This is a genomic window from Mycobacterium sp. 1164985.4, assembly GCF_001668575.1.
In the GTDB taxonomy this organism is placed as follows: Bacteria; Actinomycetota; Actinomycetes; order Mycobacteriales; family Mycobacteriaceae; genus Mycobacterium.
The window spans coordinates 55104-74503 of sequence record NZ_LZMD01000087.1; the positions used below are offsets into that span (position 1 = coordinate 55104).

The 19400-nt window shown below is 67.7% G+C and carries 19 protein-coding genes and 2 pseudogenes; 14 read left to right on the forward strand and 7 right to left on the reverse strand.

Annotated features, from left to right (window positions below):
* Window positions 1-10 precede the first annotated feature (10 nt).
* From A5650_RS20495 to A5650_RS20505, 3 genes are read right to left on the reverse strand one after another with little or no spacing between them, the layout of a single operon-like run.
* Entirely contained in the window at window positions 11-1852 is a 1842-nt protein-coding gene (locus A5650_RS20495; RefSeq protein WP_067295877.1) for a dipeptide ABC transporter ATP-binding protein, read from the reverse strand.
* The gene (locus tag A5650_RS20500) at window positions 1849-2772 is read right to left on the reverse strand and encodes an ABC transporter permease (RefSeq protein WP_067295880.1); all 924 of its coding nucleotides are present in this window, start codon (window positions 2770-2772) and stop codon (window positions 1849-1851) included. The genes A5650_RS20495 and A5650_RS20500 overlap by 4 nt, the downstream gene beginning before the upstream one ends.
* A complete protein-coding gene (locus A5650_RS20505; RefSeq protein WP_067295883.1) occupies window positions 2769-3746 on the reverse strand; it encodes an ABC transporter permease in 978 nt (325 codons plus the stop codon). The genes A5650_RS20500 and A5650_RS20505 overlap by 4 nt, the downstream gene beginning before the upstream one ends.
* Window positions 3747-3967: 221 nt before the next feature.
* On the opposite strand from A5650_RS20505, the gene A5650_RS20510 reads away from it, so the two are divergent.
* Window positions 3968-4213, forward strand: coding sequence for a hypothetical protein (locus tag A5650_RS20510; RefSeq protein WP_067295886.1), 246 nt, complete (start codon window positions 3968-3970; stop codon window positions 4211-4213).
* 132 nt (window positions 4214-4345) lie between these two features.
* Complete coding sequence (locus tag A5650_RS20515) at window positions 4346-4591, forward strand: hypothetical protein (protein WP_067088621.1); 246 nt, start codon at window positions 4346-4348, stop codon at window positions 4589-4591.
* Here the strand turns inward: A5650_RS20515 and A5650_RS27175 are convergent.
* The gene (locus A5650_RS27175; RefSeq protein ID WP_067295889.1) at window positions 4563-4943 is read right to left on the reverse strand and encodes a hypothetical protein; all 381 of its coding nucleotides are present in this window, start codon (window positions 4941-4943) and stop codon (window positions 4563-4565) included. The two genes, A5650_RS20515 and A5650_RS27175, sit on opposite strands and share 29 nt — an antisense overlap.
* Before the next feature lie 183 nt (window positions 4944-5126).
* Between A5650_RS27175 and A5650_RS20525 the strand changes: the two genes are divergently transcribed.
* The 6 genes from A5650_RS20525 to A5650_RS20550 all read left to right on the forward strand — a co-directional run bounded on the left by A5650_RS20525 (window position 5127) and on the right by A5650_RS20550 (window position 13081).
* Window positions 5127-5831 (forward strand): response regulator transcription factor, encoded by a 705-nt coding sequence (locus tag A5650_RS20525; protein WP_067295949.1) that lies wholly within the window; start codon window positions 5127-5129, stop codon window positions 5829-5831.
* Window positions 5809-7401 carry a sensor histidine kinase gene (locus tag A5650_RS20530; protein WP_067295893.1) on the forward strand — a complete coding sequence of 531 codons (1593 nt, stop codon included), beginning with the start codon at window positions 5809-5811 and terminating at the stop codon, window positions 7399-7401. Before A5650_RS20525 ends, A5650_RS20530 begins: the two co-directional genes overlap by 23 nt.
* Window positions 7402-7514: 113 nt before the next feature.
* Complete coding sequence (locus A5650_RS20535) at window positions 7515-9275, forward strand: ArnT family glycosyltransferase (protein WP_231992688.1); 1761 nt, start codon at window positions 7515-7517, stop codon at window positions 9273-9275.
* Window positions 9276-9322: 47 nt separating this feature from the next.
* Entirely contained in the window at window positions 9323-10603 is a 1281-nt protein-coding gene (locus A5650_RS20540) for a bifunctional glycosyltransferase family 2/GtrA family protein (protein WP_067295899.1), read from the forward strand.
* Window positions 10600-12507, forward strand: coding sequence for an ArnT family glycosyltransferase (locus A5650_RS20545; RefSeq protein WP_067295902.1), 1908 nt, complete (start codon window positions 10600-10602; stop codon window positions 12505-12507). Before A5650_RS20540 ends, A5650_RS20545 begins: the two co-directional genes overlap by 4 nt.
* An 82-nt stretch (window positions 12508-12589) precedes the next feature.
* The gene (locus A5650_RS20550) at window positions 12590-13081 is read left to right on the forward strand and encodes a beta-class carbonic anhydrase (RefSeq protein ID WP_067295906.1); all 492 of its coding nucleotides are present in this window, start codon (window positions 12590-12592) and stop codon (window positions 13079-13081) included.
* A gap of 95 nt (window positions 13082-13176) precedes the next feature.
* Here A5650_RS20550 and A5650_RS20555 read toward each other — a convergent pair whose 3' ends face one another.
* Entirely contained in the window at window positions 13177-13602 is a 426-nt protein-coding gene (locus A5650_RS20555; protein ID WP_067295909.1) for a PaaI family thioesterase, read from the reverse strand.
* 241 nt (window positions 13603-13843) lie between these two features.
* On the opposite strand from A5650_RS20555, the gene cysD reads away from it, so the two are divergent.
* Genes cysD through A5650_RS20575 form a run of 4 tightly spaced genes read left to right on the forward strand, consistent with a single transcriptional unit; the run spans window position 13844 to window position 17869 of the window.
* Window positions 13844-14770, forward strand: coding sequence for a sulfate adenylyltransferase subunit CysD (cysD, locus tag A5650_RS20560; RefSeq protein ID WP_067295913.1), 927 nt, complete (start codon window positions 13844-13846; stop codon window positions 14768-14770).
* A complete protein-coding gene (cysN, locus tag A5650_RS20565) occupies window positions 14770-16656 on the forward strand; it encodes a sulfate adenylyltransferase subunit CysN (protein ID WP_067295916.1) in 1887 nt (628 codons plus the stop codon). The genes cysD and cysN overlap by 1 nt, the downstream gene beginning before the upstream one ends.
* Window positions 16653-17384, forward strand: a complete 732-nt coding sequence (locus A5650_RS20570) for a 3'(2'),5'-bisphosphate nucleotidase CysQ (protein WP_067295919.1) — start codon at window positions 16653-16655, stop codon at window positions 17382-17384. The genes cysN and A5650_RS20570 overlap by 4 nt, the downstream gene beginning before the upstream one ends.
* Before the next feature lie 8 nt (window positions 17385-17392).
* On the forward strand, window positions 17393-17869 hold the full coding sequence (locus A5650_RS20575) for an Rrf2 family transcriptional regulator (protein ID WP_067295951.1): 477 nt from the start codon (window positions 17393-17395) through the stop codon (window positions 17867-17869).
* Window positions 17870-17873: 4 nt separating this feature from the next.
* Here the strand turns inward: A5650_RS20575 and A5650_RS20580 are convergent, their stop codons facing one another.
* Window positions 17874-18266 (reverse strand): VOC family protein, encoded by a 393-nt coding sequence (locus A5650_RS20580; RefSeq protein ID WP_067295922.1) that lies wholly within the window; start codon window positions 18264-18266, stop codon window positions 17874-17876.
* A gap of 55 nt (window positions 18267-18321) precedes the next feature.
* On the opposite strand from A5650_RS20580, the gene A5650_RS20585 reads away from it, so the two are divergent.
* Both A5650_RS20585 and A5650_RS27415 read left to right on the forward strand, forming a co-directional pair.
* Window positions 18322-18849 (forward strand): GNAT family N-acetyltransferase, encoded by a 528-nt coding sequence (locus A5650_RS20585; protein WP_067295953.1) that lies wholly within the window; start codon window positions 18322-18324, stop codon window positions 18847-18849.
* Window positions 18846-19142 (forward strand): annotated as a pseudogene (locus A5650_RS27415) (nitronate monooxygenase); the annotation flags it as partial. The gene A5650_RS20585 and the pseudogene A5650_RS27415, both read left to right, overlap by 4 nt.
* Before the next feature lie 48 nt (window positions 19143-19190).
* On the opposite strand, the pseudogene A5650_RS27420 reads toward A5650_RS27415, so the two are convergent.
* Window positions 19191-19361 (reverse strand): annotated as a pseudogene (locus A5650_RS27420) (nitronate monooxygenase); the annotation flags it as partial.
* Window positions 19362-19400 lie beyond the last annotated feature (39 nt).

A 19400-nucleotide genomic window follows, 5' to 3' on the forward strand; every position in this document is an offset into this window, starting at 1 on the left:
CGCACCGACTTTAGCTGCGATTCACATGCGGTTGCGGCACCGCGGCGAGCAACCGGCGGGTGTAGTCGTGCGCGGGGTCGGTGAACACCTGGTCGCCGTCGCCCTGTTCGACCACTGTGCCCTTGTACATCACGACCACCCGGTGGGCGAGGTGGCGGACCACCGAGAGATCGTGCGAGACGAACAGGTAGGACAGCCCGAACCGCTGCTGAAGATCGAGCAGCAGGTTGATGATGCCGGCCTGGATCGAGACGTCCAGCGCCGACACCGGCTCATCCAGGGCCAGGATCTTCGGCCGCAGCGCCAACGCCCGCGCGATGCCGATGCGCTGCTTCTGCCCGCCCGAGAACTCGGCCGGATAGCGGGCGGCGTCTTCGCGCTGCAGTCCGACGATGCCGAGCAGCTCGCCGACCCGTTCCTCTCGGCGACGCTTGTCAAAACCGTTGGCCTGCAACGGTTCGGCCAGCACATCAAACACTGGCAGTCGCGGGTCGAGCGAAGCCACCGGGTCCTGGAACACGACCTGCAGATCGCCCCGCAACGCCCGCCGCCCCTGCCGGTCCAGCGAAGCCACATCCTTACCGAGCACCTCGATGGAGCCGCCTTCGGGCGCGGTCAACTGCAGAATCTGGTGCAGCGTCGTCGACTTGCCCGAGCCGGACTCCCCGACGATGCCCAGCGTGCGGCCCTGTTGCAGTTCGAAGCTGACGCCGTCGACCGCACGCACCTCACCGACCTGGCGGCGAAACACCACACCCTTGGTGAGCTTGTAGGTTTTCACCAGATCCTTCACGCGTACCACCACGAGCGCGTCGGCCTCGGACGGCGTGTCAGGCGGGGCTGTCGACACGCCGTAGATGTCGGCGGCGCTGCGACCGACGACGTGCTCGGTGCGGATGCAGGCGGCGCGATGGCCGGCCGACGAGTCCATGGGCAGCAGCTCGGGCTCGGCGGCGCGGCAGTCGTCGATGGCCAGCGGGCACCGCGGCGCGAACGGGCAGCCCGGCGGCAGCGCGGCCATCGACGGTGGGGCACCCGGTATCGGCACCAGGCGCGAACCCTGCGCCGCGTCGAGGCGGGGTACCGAGCCCAGCAGCCCGACGGTGTAGGGCATGCGCCGGTCGCGGTACAGCTCCTCGACGCCGGCCACTTCGACCGCCCGGCCCGCGTACATCACCAGCGCGCGGTCGGCGAACTCCGCGACCACCCCGAGGTCGTGGGTGATGATCAGGACGCCCGCGCCGGTCACGTCGCGCGCGGTCTTGAGCACCTCGAGGATCTGCGCCTGCACGGTGACGTCGAGGGCGGTCGTCGGCTCGTCGCAGATGATCAGGTCGGGATCGTTGGCGATCGCGATCGCGATCACAACCCGCTGGCGCTCGCCTCCGGACAGTTCGTGCGGGAACGACTTGGCGCGACGGTCGGGCTGGTTGATGCCGACCAAGTCCAGCAGTTCCACCGCCCGCTTGCGGGCCGCCCGCCGACCGATGCCGCGCTGATGGATCTCGATGGCCTCGGCGATCTGGTCGCCGACGCTGTAGACGGGGGTGAGCGCCGACATCGGGTCCTGAAACACCGTGCCGATGGTCCTGCCGCGGATCGCCGACATCCGCTGATCGGACAGCCCGATCAGCTCGTTGCCGTTCAGCCGGATAGAACCGGAGACGTCGGCGTAGTCGGGAAGCAGGCCGACCACGGCCATCGCGCTGGCCGATTTGCCCGCACCGGATTCCCCGACGAGCGCGACGACTTCACCCTTGCCGACGTCGAAGTTCATGCCGCGCACCGCTTTCACCGGCGCCGCATCCGTCGGGAACGCGACTGTGAGATCGCGGACCTCGAGCAGGCTCATCGCTTGCGTCTCCGGAGCTGACGTGCACCCGGGTCCAACGCGTCGCGCAAGCCGTCACCAACCAGGTTGGCGCACAGGATGATCAGCACCAGAACGCCACCCGGGAACAGGAATAACCACGGGAACGTTGTCGCGGATTTCGTGCCGTCGGCGATCAACGTGCCCAGCGATACGTCGGGCGGCTGAATGCCGAAGCCGAGGAAGCTCAGCCCGGTTTCGGCCAGCACCGCCACGCCGACGTTGAGCGCCGTGTCGATGATGATGATCGACGCGACGTTCGGGAGGATGTGACGGACGATGATGCGCCAGTCGCTGACGCCCATATAGCGTGCGGCCGCGACGAATTCGCGGTCACGCAGGCTCATCGTCATACCGCGCACGATCCGCGAGCTGATCATCCAGCTGAACACCGCCAGCAGCAGGATCATCCAGACGATGTCACCCTTGGTGCGTTGCACGACGATCGAGATCAGCAGGAAACTGGGCACCACCAGCATCAGGTCGACCAGCCACATCAGGGCCGGGTCCCGCCAGTCGGCGAAGTAGCCGGCGATCGTGCCCACCGTCGCGGCGATGATGGTCGAGATGAACGCGACGCACACGCCGATCAGCATCGACTTCTGCATGCCCCGCAGCGTCTGCGCGAACAGATCCTGCCCCAGCGCGTTGGTGCCGAACCAGTGGTCGGGGCTGGGCGGCTGCTGCAATGCGAAGTAGTCGAGATCGCTGTAGCTGTACGGCAACAGCGGCGGCAGCGCGTAGCAGCCGATGAACAACAGAGCCAACAGGATCAGAGAGACGACCGCGGGCTTATTGCGCACGAACCGGCGGAACACCAGCGACCGTCGCGATGCGAAACCGGCGGCGTTCAACCCGGATTGCGCGGTGGTCGAGGTCTCACTCGTGACGGGTTCGGTCATGACACCCGCACCCTCGGATCGAGCGCCGCGTACACCACGTCGGAGAGCAGGCCCGCCAACAGGATCATCGCGGCAGACAGAACGGTGATCGCCGCGACGATGTTGATGTCCTGGTTGCCGATGCCGGTGACGATCCACTCGCCGACGCCGTACCAGCCGAAGATCTTCTCGGTGAACACCGCGCCGGTGACCAAACCCGCGACGCTGTAGGCGAACAACGTCGCCATCGGAATCAACGCGGTCCGCAAGCCGTGCTTGACCAACGCCCGTCGCCGCGTCAGCCCCTTCGCCCGGGCGGTGCGGATGAAGTCCTGCCCGAGCACGTCGAGCATCGCGTTGCGCTGATATCGGCTGTAGATGGCGATCGAGGAGATCGCGAGCGTCATGCTCGGCAGCACCAGGTGCTGCAACCGGTCGACGAACTGGTTCCACGCCCCCTCGATGGGAAACGACGACGTCTCACCGGTGTACTCGAATATCCGCACGCCCAACACGTTGTTCACGCCGAGCGCCGCGAGGATGAACAGGTTGGCCAACACGAATGTCGGTGTGCTGATCACCAGCAGCGACAGCACGGTGACGACGCGGTCGCTGAGGCGGTACTGCCGGATGGCGCCCCATGCCCCGGCGGCCACGCCGATGACGGTGCCGACGACCGAGCCGATCACCAGCAGCCGCAGGCTCACCCCCACTCGGCGCCACAGCTCGTTGGTGACCGGCTGCCCGCCGACCGTCATGCCGAAGTCGCCGCGGACCGCCCCGGACGCCCAGTGGACGTACTGCTCGAGCACGGGCTTGTCGAGGCCCAGTTCGACACGCTTGGCGTCGATGACGGTCTGGGGCGGGCGTGGGTTGCGGCTCTCCAGGCTCTCGAGGGGGTCGAACTGCCACGAGGCGAGCAGGAACACCAAGAACGACGCCAACCCCAGCAACACGACGTAGTTGAGCAGCCGGCGCGCCAGAAACCGCGTCATGCGGAGGATCCGTCCGTCGGCTGCATGCGCTCAGGTTAGGAGATGACGGCTCCGATGGCCGTGATGCGGGCCTTCGCAGCGCGCCGAGCTGGCCGTTTTGGCGAACTTGCACCGGGGTCGCAGCGAGCGTCCAGTTTCGGCTGGTTCAGTCGAGAGACATCTGCGATTTCCGGTGGCCGCGCCGATGGGGCGACTGGGCAACCACGGACGGAGGAATTGAGATGGCACGTCACAGGGCGCGGCGCAGTACCAGGATCCGTGCGGTCTCGGCCGCGATCGGCGGCGGCGCGATCGCCGCGATGGCCGTGCTCGGAATGACGGTCGAAGACACCGCCGGCACCCCGCCGATCGCGATGCCCGCGATGACCGTCGGCGCGACCGTCACTCAGACCACACCGTCTGCTTCGCCGGCGGTCGGGAAGGCGGAGCCGACAATCAAAGGGAAGGCGCCGTTCGCCGCGAAGTGAGCACGCCTATCCGTTTCACGCCCCTCCCGTTCGGTTATCCAGCACGTCAAGGGTTCGACGGCGATCCCTGTACGTGCTGCTCAACGGGCTGTGACCCCGGTCGCGCCCACCGGACCAGACGGAGAGGTCGAATTGAACACGAAACAGGTGAAGGTGCTCTCGGCGGCGGTCGGAACCAGCGCCCTTCTGGCGATGGGCGGATTCTCGCTCGCGTCCACAACCGCCGCTCAGGACGACGAACCGCCCGTTACCCCGGGCCCGGTGACCACCTCGGAGATCACGACCGGCGAGACCAGCACTCAGACGGGTGCTCCCGAGACCCCGACGACGTCGGTGGCCACGCCCCCGGTTACCGCGGAACCGCCGCCCACGGCTTAATTTCGCTGCGTGCTGATGCTGGTGGCCATCGGCGTGCCGTCGGTTCGCGTCCCACGACCGTGATGAACCCGCCCGCACCCTGCTGCAGCACGAATTCGCCGTGCAGTTCCGGTGCCGGATTGACCCCGGGTGGCCCGCCGTTCGACCACGGCGGCGGATTGACGCCGGGCATGCCGTGGGACGCCGGGCCGCCAGCTGACGAACCGCCATCGGTGGCCGCGTAGATCGTCGCTCCGCCGAGGGCCGCGATCACCGCGGCGACGCCCACCGCCAGCACGGTCTGGCGTCGGCCCCACCGCGGCTGTCCCGGCTCGGGTGCACCCCAAGTCGGGCCGGTCGTGTCGAGACTCACGCCCTCTACGGTGCCTGCGGTCGACGTGCGCGCGCTGTGTGACGGATCAGTCGTTGCTGGGGGTCCGCCCACAGCTCGCACATAGTAATCGCACAGAAGCCACACATGGCGGCTGCGGATAATGGGCCCGTGGCCATCTCCCGTTCCTCAGGCGTCGGCGAGCAGGACACCGGGCGGGTCGTCATGCGCCGAGCCGACGGGAAGCCGATCCACGTGCTGGTCGTCGACGACGAACCGGTGCTGGCCGAACTGGTGTCGATGGCGCTGCGGTACGAGGGCTGGGAGATCGCGACCGCGGCCGATGGGGCGTCGGCCATCGCATCGGCGCGCGAGACGCCACCGGACGTCGTCGTGCTCGACGTGATGCTGCCCGACATGAGCGGGCTCGACGTGCTGCGCAAGCTGCGTGAGCAGATACCCGGCCTGCCGCTGCTGCTGTTGACTGCCAAGGACTCGGTGGAGGACCGCATCGCCGGCCTGACCGCCGGCGGCGACGACTACGTCACCAAACCGTTCAGCATCGAGGAAGTGGTGCTGCGGTTGCGGGCGCTGCTGAGGCGCACCGGGGTGGCGAGCGAATCGGGCGGGGCGAAGATCGTGGTGGGTGATCTCGTGCTCGACGAGGACAGCCATGAGGTGACCCGCGGTGGCGAGCTGGTCACGCTGACCGCGACCGAGTTCGAACTGCTGCGCTTCATGATGCGCAACTCCAAACGTGTGCTGAGCAAGGCCCAGATCCTCGACCGCGTATGGAGTTACGACTTCGGCGGCCGGTCCAACATCGTCGAGCTGTACGTCTCGTATCTGAGGAAGAAGATCGACAGCGGGCGTGAGCCGATGATCCACACCCTGCGCGGAGCCGGGTATGTCCTCAAGCCCGCGCGCTGACGGGCCGTCCGGACCCGGACACGGGCCGTCGACGCGGATCCGTTCCCCGCGGACGTGGTCGTTGCGTGCCCGGCTTCTCGCATCCCAGGTCGTACTCCTCGCGTTGGTGTGCGCAGCCGTCGGGGTGGGCACGGTGCTTGCGTTGCAACACTTTCTGACCAATCAGCTCGACGAGCGTCTGCTCGAGACGGGTCGGCGCTCGGCGGGCCTGTTCGAGTTCGGCCCGCCACCTCCACCGCCCGGCTTTCCGCGGCCCGGGTTCCGCGAACGCATGATCTTCCGACAGGACTCCGGGGCGGGACCCGCCTTCCTCAACGCGCCGGGACAGGCCGCCCGCACGCTGGGCGCGGTGATCTCGCACGGCACCCCGGTCGATGCCGGGGTCATCACCGCCGACGGCACACGAAGCGAGATCAGCGCCACTGCGGCGCAACAGCTGGCGCAGGTCGCCGACGGCGCGCCGACGACGGTCGACGTTGACGGACTCGGCCGCTACCGGGTCCTCGCTCTTCACGTGCATCGCCCCGGTGAGGCAATAGTGACCGGATTGCCGCTGTCCGACGTCGACGACACGCTGCTGACCGTCGCCATCATCTTCTGCGTGGTGGGCGCCACGGCGCTGGTCGGGGCGACCACCGCCGGAATACTGATCATCCGGCGCCAACTCGCGCCGCTGGCAAAGGTTTCCGATGCGGCGCAACAGGTGGCCGACCTCGAACTCGAACGCGGAGAAGTACGCCTGCCCACACCGATCGTCAGGGTGGACCCGGCCAGCGCGCACACCGAGATCGGCCAGCTCGGCTCCGCATTGAACCGGATGCTCGATCGGATCGCGTCCGCGCTGTCCGCGAGGCACGCCAGCGAGACGAGGATCCGCCAGTTCGTCGCCGACGCCAGTCACGAGCTGCGCACCCCGCTGGCGGCCATTCGTGGTTATACCGAACTGGCACAACGCAAACGCAACGACGTACCCGACGACGTCGCCCACGCCATGAGCCGGGTGGAATCGGAGACGGCCCGGATGACCCAGCTCGTCGAGGACATGCTGCTGTTGGCGCGTCTCGATACCGGCCGTCCGCTCGAGCGGCAGCCCGTGGACCTGTCGCGCTTGATCGTCGACGCGGTCAGCGACGCGCACATCGCCGGGCCGGAACACCAATGGTCGTTGGATCTTCCGGAGGAGCCGGTGATGGTGATCGGCGATGAAGCGCGGCTACATCAGGTGCTCGGGAACCTGCTCGCCAACGCCCGCACCCACACCCCGCCCGGCACCTCGGTGACGACGTCACTGAGCGTCGAGTCGGACGGGAGCGTGGTGTTGACCGTGGCCGACGACGGCCCCGGCATCCCGGCCTGGTTGCAGCCCGAGATCTTCGAGAGGTTCGCGCGCGGCGACTCGTCGCGATCGCGCCGCGGTGGCAGCACGGGCCTGGGCCTGGCGATCGTCGCGGCCGTCGTCAGGGCACACCGCGGCACCATCGACGTGCACAGCGCCCCCGGCGACACACGTTTCGTGGTCAGCCTCCCCGATTCACAGCCGGCGCACAGCGGGCCCAAGACCGGAACCTAGCTTTCGCGGCGACACTCGAACCGGTGACCGCCCTCGTTTCTCCGCGTGCGCAGACGCGAGTCACCCCGGCACGCCGGAACTCATGGGCAGATCGCAACCACGTCCGTCTCGGGCTGCCCGTCCTATTGGCGGCGACGGCGGTGCTGTACCTCTGGAATCTCTCGGCGAGTGGATGGGCCAACGCCTTCTATTCGGCTGCGGCGCAGGCCGGTGCGAGCAATTGGACCGCGATGCTGTTCGGGTCCAGCGACGCGGCGAACGCCATCACGGTCGACAAGACACCCGCGGCGCTGTGGCTCATCGACATCTCGGTGCGGCTGTTCGGGCTCAACCCGTGGAGCGTGCTCGTTCCTCAGGCGCTCGAGGGCGTCGCCGCGGTCGGGTTGCTGTACGCGGCGGTCTGCCGGATCGCCGGCCGTGGCGGGGGCCTTCTGGCTGGGGCCATCCTGGCGCTGACGCCGGTGGCGGCGTTGATCTTTCGCTTCAACAACCCCGACGCCCTGTTGGTGCTCATGCTCGTGGCCGCGGCCTACTGCATGCAACGTGCCTGCGAGAAGGACGCCAGCCGGTGGTGGTTGATCGCCGCCGGCGGTGCGGTCGGCTTCGGCTTCCTCGCCAAGATGTTGCAGGCATTTCTGGTGCTGCCGGGGTTCGTCGTCGGATATCTGATCGGAGGCAGCCGGCCCTGGCCGCGACGGTTGCTCGACCTGCTTTCGGCCGCCACGGCCATGGTGGTCTCGGGCGGCTGGTATCTGCTGCTCGTCGAGTCGTGGCCGCTGTCGTCGCGGCCCTTCATCGGCGGGTCGCAGCACAACAGCATCATCGAATTGACGTTTGCCTACAACGGGTTCGGTCGCATCACCGGCGACGAGCCGGGCGGCTTGGGCAACCTCAACCACGACGTCGGCTGGGGTCGGCTGTTGGGTCCCGCGATGGGCCAGGGCATCGCGTGGCTGTTACCGGCCGCGTTGATCTGCCTGGCCGCCGGGCTCGTCCTCGTCCGCCGGCGTCCGCGCACCGACCCGCTGCGAACCGCGCTGATCATGTGGGGCGGCTGGTTGATCGTCACGGCCGTGGTCTTCAGCTTCGCCGGCGGCATCATCCATTCGTACTACACCGTCGCTCTCGCACCCGCGATCGCGGCCTGCATCGGCATCGGTGCAAACCTCATGTGGCACAACCGTTTCGACATCAGCGTGGCGACAGCTATGGCAAGCACCGTGGCGGTCACGGTCTGCCTCGCGGCGGTTCTGTTGAGCAGGAACGTCGGTTGGCTGCCGTGGTTGCGCGCGGTGGTGGCGGTCGGCGGAGTGGGGGCGGCGGTTCTGCTTCTCGTCGCGGGGAGGTTGCCGCGGTCGACGGCTGCCGCGGTGGCCGTGCTCGCCGTCGCGTCGTGTCTGGCCGCACCGGCCGTCTACTCCGTGGCCACCGCGGCGACGCCGCACAGCGGTGCGATCCCGGCTGTCGGTCCGTCCGGCCGCGGTTTCGGCGGTCCGCCCGGACTGCTGAACGCGCCGACGCCGGGACCCGCGCTGTCCGCGGCGTTGCGGAAGGATGCCGGCGCCTACACGTGGGCCGCGGCGGTCGTGGGCTCGAACAACGCTGCCGGCTACCAACTGGCCGTCGGCGCCCCGGTGATGGCGGTCGGCGGTTTCAACGGCACCGACCCCGCGCCGACGCTCGAGGAGTTCCGCTCGCTGGTCGCCGCGCGCCGGATTCATTACTTCATCGGCAGCCGCATGATGTTCGGTCGTCACGCCGTGAGCGGGAGTCGGGAATCCGCCGAAATCACCGAATACGTCGCGACCCACTACTCGCCGATGACCGTCGAAGGCGCGGTCATCTACGACCTCACCCGGCCGAACAACTCATAGCTCAGACACAGGTTCGGCCAATGGGGGACACACCATGTGCCTCGACCATGGACGTCGTGACGGACATCGCTCTCGAGCGCCTGCGTTTCGAGTACCGGCCCAACGCCGCGACGGCGGCCCGCGCGGCCGGCGTTCCGGTTCTCGACGTCGTGGTTCCGGTGTACAACGAGGAGGACGACCTGACGGGGTCGGTGCGCCGGCTGCACCGGCACCTGCGGGAGAACTTCCCGTTCCCCTCCCGAATCACCATCGCCGACAACGCCAGCTGCGACGACACCCCCCGCGTGGCGGCCGAACTGGCCGCCGAACTGAGCGATGTGCGGGTGGTGCGGCTCGAACAGAAGGGCCGCGGCCGGGCGCTGCACACCGTGTGGTCGGAATCGGACGCGCAGGTGCTCGCCTATATGGACGTTGACCTGTCGACCGATCTCACCGCGCTCGCCCCGCTGGTGGCGCCACTGATTTCCGGGCATTCGGACTTGGCGATCGGGACGCGGTTGAGCCGCGGCGCGCGGGTCGTGCGTGGCGCCAAGCGCGAAGTCATCTCGCGCTGCTACAACCTCATCCTGAAATCCACGCTCGCGGCCCGGTTCTCCGATGCGCAATGCGGCTTCAAGGCCATCCGCTCCGACGTGGCCCGGTTTCTGCTGCCGCATGTCGCCGACACCGGTTGGTTCTTCGACACCGAACTGTTGGTGCTCGCTGAACGGAGCGGCCTACGCATCCACGAAGTACCCGTCGACTGGGTCGACGATCCGGACAGCCGCGTCGACATCGTCGCCACGACCGCCGCCGACCTGAAGGGAATTGGACGCTTGTTGCGCGGATTCGCCAATGGATCGATCCCGGTGCACGACATCGCCGCACAACTGGCACCGGCGAAGGCCGCCGCCCCCGGCTCGTTGTTGCGCCAGGTCGTGCGCTTCGGCGCCATCGGCGTCGTCTCCACCGCGGCCTATGTTGCTCTGTTCATGCTCATGCACGGGTGGGTGGGCGCGCAGGCGGCGAACCTGATCGCGCTGCTGGCCACCGCCGTGGCCAACACCGCCGCGAACCGCCGGTTCACCTTCGGCATCGGGGGTTTCGCCAACGCGACACGGCATCACGTCGAGGGGCTGATCGTGTTCGCGATCGCCCTGACGATCACCAGCGGCTCACTCGCCGTCTTGCATCTGTTGGTCGGCCATCCGCATCGTCTGCTCGAGCTGACCGTGCTGGTGCTGGCCAACCTCGCGGCCACCGCGGCGCGATTCGTGCTGCTGCGCGGCTGGGTGTTCCATCCCCGGCGCGCTCGAAACAGGCTGCACGGCGGAGGAATCGCGCGATGACCCTCACAGACGAACTCCGGCCTGCGGCGTCGGCTGCCGATACCCCGGTTGAGCGGACCGGTGCCCGCTGGACACGTCCAGCCCTGGCCGCGCTATTGCTCGCGACCGCGGTGCTGTATCTGTGGGGTCTGGGCTCGAACGGCTGGGCCAACGACTACTACGCGGCGGCGGCCCAGGCCGGTACACAGAACTTCAAGGCGTGGTTGTTCGGGTCCCACGATGCCGGCAATGCCATCACCGTCGACAAACCGCCTGCCTCCCTGTGGGTCATGGCGTTGTCCGGCAGGCTGTTCGGCTTCAACGCGTTCACCATGCTGCTCCCACAGGCGATGATGGGTGTCGGCTCCGTGGCGGTGCTCTACGCGACGGTCCGCCGCGTCAGCGGTCCCGCTGCGGGCCTGATCGCCGGCGCCGCATTGGCACTCACACCCGTCGCCGCGCTGATGTTCCGCTTCAACAATCCCGACGCGCTTGTGGTGCTGCTGATGGTGGTCGCCGCGTACTGTGTGCTGCGGGCGACCGAGACCGCGAGCACCCGCTGGATGGCGCTGGCGGGTTGTGCTCTCGGGTTCGCGTTCCTGACGAAGATGTTGCAGGCTTTTCTCGTCGTACCCGGTCTGGCACTGGCGTTCCTGGTCGCCGCGCCCGTAGGGATGTGGCGGCGCATCGGTTCATTGGCGGCGGGTGCGGCGGCGATGGTCGTCTCCGCCGGGTGGTTCCTGGCCCTGGTCGAATTGTGGCCGGCCGATTCGCGGCCCTACATCGGCGGCTCCACAGACAACAGCCTGCTGCAGCTGGCATTGGGCTACAACGGAATCGAGCGAATCGCCGGCCGGGGCGGACCCGGGGGCATGGGCCCCGGCCCGGGCGGGCCCGACGGCGGACGACCCCTGTTCTTCGGCGGTGAGCCCGGTATCGGCCGGATGTTCGGCGACTCGATGGGCACGCAGGCGTCGTGGCTGTTGCCCGCCGCGTTGATCGGACTGGTGGCGGGATTGTGGTTCACCCGCCGGGTCCCGAGGACGGCCGGCCTCCGGGCCGCGCTCCTGATGTGGGGCGGCTGGTTGCTGGTGACCGGCGCGGTGTTCAGCTTCATGGACGGCACCATCCACCCGTACTACACCGTCGCGCTGGCGCCGGCGGTGGCTGCACTGGTCGGGATCTCGATTCGGGAGTTGTGGCGAGGCAGGCGTTTTCCCGCCCCGCGGTTTGTGTTGGCGATCATGTCGGCGTCCACCGGCATGTGGGCGTTCATCCTGCTCGACAGGACGCCGGACTGGTGGCCGGCGGTGCGCTGGGTCGTGTTGGTCGGTTCGGTGATCGTGGCTTCGATACTGGCGGTCGGCGCGCACCGGCTCGGCCGCGCGACGACGGTGTTGGCCCTCGCCGCTGCGGCGTTCGGCGTGGCCGGTCCGACCGCGTACACGTTGGCGACGGTGGCCAACACACAGGGCGGTCCGATGGTTGTCGCTGGTCCTTCCGTCGGCGTGAGTGGTTCGCACGGGGACGGGCCCGGCTGGCACCCGCCTCCAGGAGGCCCCGATCGGTTCGGCGCAGGCGCGGACAACTCTGCGCTCGAGAACATCGTCAGGGAGGCGCCGTCCCGCTGGGCGGCAGCGACCGTCGGATCGATGACCGCGAGCAGGCTCGAACTGGAGACCGGGGCGTCGGTGATGGCGATCGGAGGGTTCACGGGATCCGACGATTCGCCGACGCTCGAGCAGTTCCAGGCGTACGTCGGGCGCCAGGAGGTGCGGTACTTCATCGGCGATGGCCACGACGGACCCCCTCGCCGGAACCACGGCGAAGCCTCCGCGATCGCGTCATGGGTGCAGCAGAACTTCACTCCGGTCGACGTCGACGGCGCCACGGTCTACGACCTGTTCGCGCCGATCGTCAGGTGATCGGCGCAGCACGCTCGTCAATTATTTGATCTGCTTGATTTTCTTCGCTCTGTCGGGGCGGAGGCGGTTATAGGGTCGACCCATGTCCGTGACCGACGAATATCTGAAGAACAACGAGGAGTACGCCAGGACGTTCTCCGGTCCGCTGCCGTTGCCGCCGAGCAAGCACGTCGCGGTGGTGGCGTGTATGGACGCCCGGCTCGATGTCTACCGGATCCTCGGTCTCCAAGACGGCGAGGCGCACGTCATCCGCAACGCGGGCGGCGTCGTGACCGACGACGAGATCCGATCGTTGGCGATCAGCCAGCGGCTGCTCGGCACCAAGGAGATCATCCTCATCCACCACACTGACTGCGGCATGCTGACGTTCACCGACGACGGGTTCAAACAGCAGATCCAGGATGAGATCGGCATCAAGCCCGAGTGGGCCGCCGAGTCGTTCGTCGATCTCGAGGAGGACGTGCGGCAGTCACTGCGCCGCATCGAGGCCAGCCCGTTCGTCACCAAGCACGAGTCGTTGCGCGGGTTCGTCTTCGACGTCGCCACCGGCCGGCTCAAAGAGGTCACGCTGTAACGCCCCTGCTTTTGTTCCGCGAGCGTGCGTGTTTGCACACGACGCGCCGCGGAGTTTCGACACTTTGCGCACGTTCGCGGGCCGACGAGCGTGCGCTAACCGATCTTGTAGGTCGCGATCGCCTTCGCCACCGCTTCGCCGTCGGCCGTGACGACGTCGACGTCGCAGTTGACCAGCGTCTTGCCCCGGCGCAGCACCCGCCCGATCGCGACCAGGTCGCACGCACGCGCGGGCGACAGAAACTGCAGCGACATCGACGTGGTCACCCCGCGCAGTGACTCCGGCACCTCGGCCTGCGCCCAAGCCGCCGCCATCACCGCGACATCGGCCAACGCGGCGACCGCGCCGCCGTGCACCATGTCGCCGACGGTCACATTGGACTCGTCCCACGGCAGGCGCAGCCGAATCTCGTCGCCGTCGAGCCGCTCGGGCACGATGCCGAGCTTGGCCACGAACGGGGACTGCGGGATGAACTGCGCCATGACGTCTGCGCCCGTCCGGGGCGGGGAAGTGGTGGTCATAGGTCGAGTATCGGCGCCAGCCGCGCGAGTTCAATTACCTCGCGGGTAAGCACTGAGCGCACGCTCGCGACGGTCGAGCGTGCGCGAAGTGCCGAGATCATGCGGCGTGTCGTGCGCAGACACGCTCGCGCGGCAAGGGATGGAGTGCGGCACCCGGCCGTTGACACCCCGCGCGGCCGCGGTGTCTAATATCGGGAATGATCGTAAATATGGTCATTCCTACCAACTTTACGAGGAAACCATGACGGCCACCACCGAACACGTTCACGCGGGGCGCTACGAGCTCAGTCACCTGCGGTCATTGGAAGCCGAGGCCATCCACATCATCCGCGAGGTGGCCGCAGAGTTCGAGCGGCCCGTGCTGCTGTTCTCCGGCGGCAAGGACTCCATCGTGATGCTGCACCTTGCGCTCAAGGCATTCCGGCCGGGCCGGCTGCCGTTCCCGGTCATGCACGTCGACACCGGGCACAACTTCGACGAGGTGCTGCAGACGCGCGACGAACTCGTCGAGGAGTTCGGCGTCCGGCTGGTCGTCGCCAAAGTGCAGGACGACATCGACGCCGGGCGTGTGGTCGAGACGATCCCGTCGCGCAATCCGCTGCAGACGGTGACCCTGCTGCGGGCCATCCGCGAGAACAAGTTCGACGCCGCGTTCGGCGGCGCGCGCCGCGACGAGGAGAAGGCGCGCGCCAAGGAGCGGGTGTTTTCCTTCCGCGACGAGTTCGGTCAGTGGGACCCCAAGGCCCAGCGACCGGAGCTGTGGAACCTCTACAACGGCCGTCACCACAAGGGCGAGCACATCCGCGTGTTCCCGTTGTCGAACTGGACCGAGTTCGACATCTGGTCCTATATCGGTGCAGAGAAGATCAAACTGCCCTCGATTTACTATGCACACCGCCGCAAGGTCTTCGAACGCGACGGAATGCTGCTGGCCGTGCACCGGTACCTGCAGCCGCGCAAGGACGAAGAGGTTGTCGAGAAGACCGTTCGGTTCCGCACCGTCGGCGATGTCACCTGCACCGGGTGTGTGGAGTCCCGCGCCGCAACGGTTTCCGAGGTCATCGCCGAGACGGCGGTGTCGCGGCTGACTGAACGCGGCGCCACGCGCGCCGACGACCGCATTTCCGAGGCCGGCATGGAGGACCGCAAGCGAGAGGGCTACTTCTGATGACTAGCACCAGCGAGCGGCCCGCCCCCAATGCGCGGTCCGCCGCGACGCTGTTGCGGATCGCCACCGCGGGTTCCGTCGACGACGGCAAGTCGACCCTGATCGGCCGGTTGCTGTTCGACTCCAAGGCCGTCATGGAAGACCAATTGGCGTCTGTCGAGCGGACATCCAAGGAACGCGGTCACGACTACACCGATCTCGCGCTGGTGACCGACGGCCTGCGGGCCGAGCGTGAGCAGGGCATCACGATCGACGTCGCCTATCGCTACTTCGCTACGCCCAGGCGCAAATTCATCATTGCCGACACTCCGGGCCACATTCAGTACACGCGCAACATGGTCACGGGTACGTCGACCGCGCAGCTGGCCATCGTCCTGGTCGATGCGCGCCACGGCCTGCTCGAGCAGTCGCGCCGTCACGCGTTCCTCGCATCGCTGCTCGGCATCCGGCACATCGTGCTCGCCGTGAACAAGATGGACCTGATCGATTGGGACAGAGAGCGGTTCGAGAAGATCCGCGATGACTTTCATGACTTCGCCGCGCGCCTGGACATCCACGATGTGACGACGATTCCGCTGTCGGCCCTCAACGGCGACAACGTGGTGACCAAGTCCGACAAGACACCGTGGTACGAGGGTCCGCCGCTGCTGACGCACCTCGAAGAGGTGTACATCGCCGGCGACCGCAATCTTGTCGACGTCCGTTTTCCCGTCCAGTACGTGATCCGCCCGCAGTCGCTGGAACACCACGACCACCGCAGTTACGCAGGCACCGTCGCCAGCGGCGTGATGAAGGTCGGTGACGACGTCGTCGTGCTGCCCGCGGGTCTGACATCACGCATCTCGGCGATCGAGGGTCCCAACGGTCCTGTCGACGAGGCGTTCCCGCCCATGGCGGTGGCGATCAGCCTGACCGACGACATCGACATCTCGCGCGGCGACCTGATCGCGCGTCCGAACAACCAACCCCGGGGGGCACAGGAATTCGACGCCACCGTCTGCTGGATGGCCGACGGGTCCGCGTTGGAGCCCGGCCGCGACTACCTGATCAAGCACACCACCCGCACGACACGGGCGCGGGTGACGGCGCTGGATTACCGGCTCGACGTCAACACCCTGCACCGGGACAAAGAGGCGACCGCGCTCAAACTCAATGAGCTGGGCCGTGTCTCGCTGCGGACGCAGACGCCGCTGCTGCTCGACGAGTACAGCCGCAACGCGACCACCGGCTCGTTCATCCTGATCGACCCGAACACCAACGGCACGGTCGCCGCAGGCATGATCCTGCCGCAGGTAACCGCGCGCACCTCGAGTCCGAACACCGTGCGGCACGAGTCGTTGTGCAAGGCCGAGGACCGGCTGAGCAAGGGCAGGACGGTGTGGTTCACCGGCCTATCGGGGTCGGGTAAGTCGTCGGTGGCGATGCTGGTGGAGCAGAAGCTGATCGAAAAGGGCGTTCCCGCCTATGTTCTCGACGGTGACAACCTGCGCCACGGGCTCAACGCCGATCTCGGCTTCTCGATGGCCGACCGTGCCGAGAACCAGCGCAGGTTGGCTCACGTCGCGGCGATCCTCGCCGATTCCGGACAGGTGGTGCTGGTGCCCGCGATCAGTCCGCTCGAGGAACACCGCGCCCTGGCGCGAAAGGTGACCACCGAGGCGGGCCTCGACTTCTTCGAGGTCTTCTGCGACACGCCCCTGGAGGACTGCGAACGACGCGACCCGAAGGGCTTGTACGCCAAGGCCCGCGCCGGGAAGATCACCCACTTCACCGGAATCGACAGTCCCTATCAGCGACCGAAGAACCCGGACCTGCGGTTGACCCCCGACCGCGACCCCGAGGAGTTGGCGGACATGGTGATCGAGCTGCTGGAAAGCCGCCAGTGAGCGATCACGATCTCGCTGCACAGCTGGCCACGGCGGCTGGAGAGCTTCTGCTCGGCGTGCGCACGGAGCTGGCCGACGCCACCGGACCCGAGCGAAAAGCCGCCGGGGACAAGCGTTCCCACGACTTCCTGATGGAAGCGCTGGCGACCGAACGGCCGGATGACGCGGTGCTGTCGGAGGAGGGTGCTGACAACCCCGTCCGCTTGAGCGCCGAACGCGTCTGGATCGTCGATCCCCTCGACGGCACTCGCGAGTTCTCCGAACTCGGGCGCGACGACTGGGCCGTGCACGTCGCGCTGTGGGTACGGGGGGAACTGGTCGCGGGCGCGGTGGCGCTCCCGGCCCAGCACATCACGTTGGCCACGCCCGCGGTCGCGCCGCCGCCTGCCGCCCCCGATACGCCGCGGATCGTCGTGTCGCGCACACGGCCGCCTGCAATCGCGCTCGCGGTGCGCGACGCGCTTGGCGGCACGTTGGTCGAGATGGGCTCGGCGGGGGCGAAGGTCGCGTCCGTCGTACAGGGTCTCTCGGATGTCTACGTGCACGCGGGTGGGCAGTACGAGTGGGATTCGGCGGCGCCTGTCGCCGTCGCCCGCGTCGCCGGCCTGCACACCTCCCGCATCGACGGGTCCCCGTTGCTCTACAACCGTCCCGACCCGCTGCTGCCTGACCTCATCGTCTGCCGGCCGGAGCTCGCCGAAGCGGTGCTGGCCGTCACTAGTGATTGACTGTGTCCATGCGCATGTCGGCCAAAGCGGAGTACGCCGTTCGCGCGATGGTGCAGCTGGCCACCGCTGACGACGGCGTCCTCGTCACGACCGACGACCTCGCCAAAGCGCAGGGCATCCCGCCGCAGTTTCTCGTCGACATCCTTGCGGCGCTGCGGACCGACCGCCTCGTGCGCAGCCACCGCGGCCGTGAGGGCGGCTACGAGCTGGCCCGCCCGGCGAAGGACATCAGCCTCGCCGATGTATTGCGCTGCATCGACGGTCCGCTGGCCAGCGTCCGTGACATCGGGCTCGGAGACCTGCCCTACACCGGGCCGACGACGCCGCTGACCGACGTCTGGCGTGCACTGCGCGCGAGCATGCGATCGGTGCTCGAACGGACGAGCCTTGCCGATGTGGCCGCCGATGCGCTGCCCAAACACGTCCGCAAGCTCGCCGACGACTACCGCGATCAGGAAAGCAAACGCGGGCACTCACTCAGGTAGCGGGTCAGCCCGCGCCGGATCCGTAAGGCCGGGTGATGATCTCGAGGTAGTGGCCCGCCGGATCCTGAAAGTAGACGCCGCGACCGCCGTCGTTGTGATTGATCTCGCCCGGCCGCATGCCGCGGGGGTCGGCCCAGTGCTGCAGGTCCCGCTCGCGGATGCGGCCGTAGATCTCGGAGAACTCGTCCTCGGACACCAGGAAGGCGTAATGCTGCGGGCGGATCTCCTCATCAGGACCGACCTGCGCGAAGTCGAGGCTCGCGTCATGCGCCAATCCGACGGCCAGGAAATGGCCGAACTCTTTGGCGGCGGGTAGGCCGAACAACTCGGTGAAGAACCGGGCCGATTCCTCACGGTCTCTTGCGGCCACGATGGTGTGGTTGAACGTGATCGCCATACCGATTCAGTCAACCACCGTGGTGGTGAACCCGGCAACGATGCACGATGTACCCATGGCGGACATCGAGGTGCTCAACGGCCCGAGGATCGCGTTGCGTGCGCCGAACCTCGACGACGCGGAGCCCCTCTTCGAGCGGGTCGCGTCGGATCCGGAGGTGACGCACTACATGGCGTGGCGAACGCACCGCGACGTCGGCGAAACCCGACGCGTCCTCACCGAAGTGTTCAACGTCGGTGGCGAGACGACCTGGCTGATCGATCTGCGCGGAGAGGGCCCGATCGGGGCGATCGGCTGGCGGCGACCACAGCCGCACCACATCGACTTCGGCTACTACCTGGGTCGGCCGTGGTGGAAGCAGGGTTTCATGTCCGAGGCGGTTCGCCTGTTGTTCGACAAGGCGCACCGTGATCCGACCGTCTACCGCATCTCGGCGTACTGCCACGTCGACAACGAGGCATCGGCGAACCTGCTCCGGCGCAATGGGCTCCGCCTGGAGGGTCGCCTGGCCCGCTACGCGTTGCTGCCGAACATCAGCGACGAACCGCAGGACTGCCTGCTCTTCGCTAAGGCGGTGCGCTGATGTTCGATCTGCGCGACCTCACCGCGGCGATTCTCGTCGCACCGATGGCCGGCGGTCCGTCGACCCCCGAGCTCGCCGCCGGAGGTAGCGCGGCCGGTGGCTTGGGATTCGTGGCCGGGGGCTACCTCACGGCGCAGGTGTTCGCCGAACGCATCAGCGTTGCACAGAGCCTGACCACCGGCCCGGTGGGCGCGAATGTCTTTGTCCCGCAACCATCTGCAGCCACACCCCAGGCGATTGCCGATTATGCCGCGGCTTTGGGCCCCGACGCCGAACGTTACGACGCCGCGCTCGACGGCCTGCCGAGCCTCGGCCAACGTCGTCACGGTGCCCACCGTCGTGATACCTGCCGCACGCAGGCGCTGTATCTCCTCGGCGCTGGGCAGGCCGAAGGTGAACGACGCCACCGCGGGCCTCAGATCGAGCAGAACGTCGAGCTTGCCCGCCCAGGCGTCGTCGTCGAACCGGGGCTCACCGAGCGCGGCGTCGTAACGTTCGGCGTCGGGGCCCAAAGCCGCGGCATAATCGGCAATCGCCTGGGGTGTGGCTGC

Excerpts from the sequence above, each read along its gene's own strand:
- A5650_RS20495 (WP_067295877.1), bottom strand. The coding sequence starts at position 1,852 with ATGAGCCTGCTCGAGGTCCGCGATCTCACAGTCGCGTTCCCGACGGAT.
- A5650_RS20500 (WP_067295880.1), bottom strand. The coding sequence starts at position 2,772 with ATGACCGAACCCGTCACGAGTGAGACCTCGACCACCGCGCAATCCGGG.
- A5650_RS20505 (WP_067295883.1), bottom strand. The coding sequence starts at position 3,746 with ATGACGCGGTTTCTGGCGCGCCGGCTGCTCAACTACGTCGTGTTGCTG.
- A5650_RS20510 (WP_067295886.1), top strand. The coding sequence starts at position 3,968 with ATGGCACGTCACAGGGCGCGGCGCAGTACCAGGATCCGTGCGGTCTCG.
- A5650_RS20525 (WP_067295949.1), top strand. The coding sequence starts at position 5,127 with ATGCGCCGAGCCGACGGGAAGCCGATCCACGTGCTGGTCGTCGACGAC.
- A5650_RS20530 (WP_067295893.1), top strand. The coding sequence starts at position 5,809 with ATGTCCTCAAGCCCGCGCGCTGACGGGCCGTCCGGACCCGGACACGGG.
- A5650_RS20540 (WP_067295899.1), top strand. The coding sequence starts at position 9,323 with ATGGACGTCGTGACGGACATCGCTCTCGAGCGCCTGCGTTTCGAGTAC.
- A5650_RS20545 (WP_067295902.1), top strand. The coding sequence starts at position 10,600 with ATGACCCTCACAGACGAACTCCGGCCTGCGGCGTCGGCTGCCGATACC.
- A5650_RS20550 (WP_067295906.1), top strand. The coding sequence starts at position 12,590 with ATGTCCGTGACCGACGAATATCTGAAGAACAACGAGGAGTACGCCAGG.
- A5650_RS20555 (WP_067295909.1), bottom strand. The coding sequence starts at position 13,602 with ATGACCACCACTTCCCCGCCCCGGACGGGCGCAGACGTCATGGCGCAG.
- cysD (WP_067295913.1), top strand. The coding sequence starts at position 13,844 with ATGACGGCCACCACCGAACACGTTCACGCGGGGCGCTACGAGCTCAGT.
- cysN (WP_067295916.1), top strand. The coding sequence starts at position 14,770 with ATGACTAGCACCAGCGAGCGGCCCGCCCCCAATGCGCGGTCCGCCGCG.
- A5650_RS20575 (WP_067295951.1), top strand. The coding sequence starts at position 17,393 with ATGCGCATGTCGGCCAAAGCGGAGTACGCCGTTCGCGCGATGGTGCAG.
- A5650_RS20580 (WP_067295922.1), bottom strand. The coding sequence starts at position 18,266 with ATGGCGATCACGTTCAACCACACCATCGTGGCCGCAAGAGACCGTGAG.
- A5650_RS20585 (WP_067295953.1), top strand. The coding sequence starts at position 18,322 with ATGGCGGACATCGAGGTGCTCAACGGCCCGAGGATCGCGTTGCGTGCG.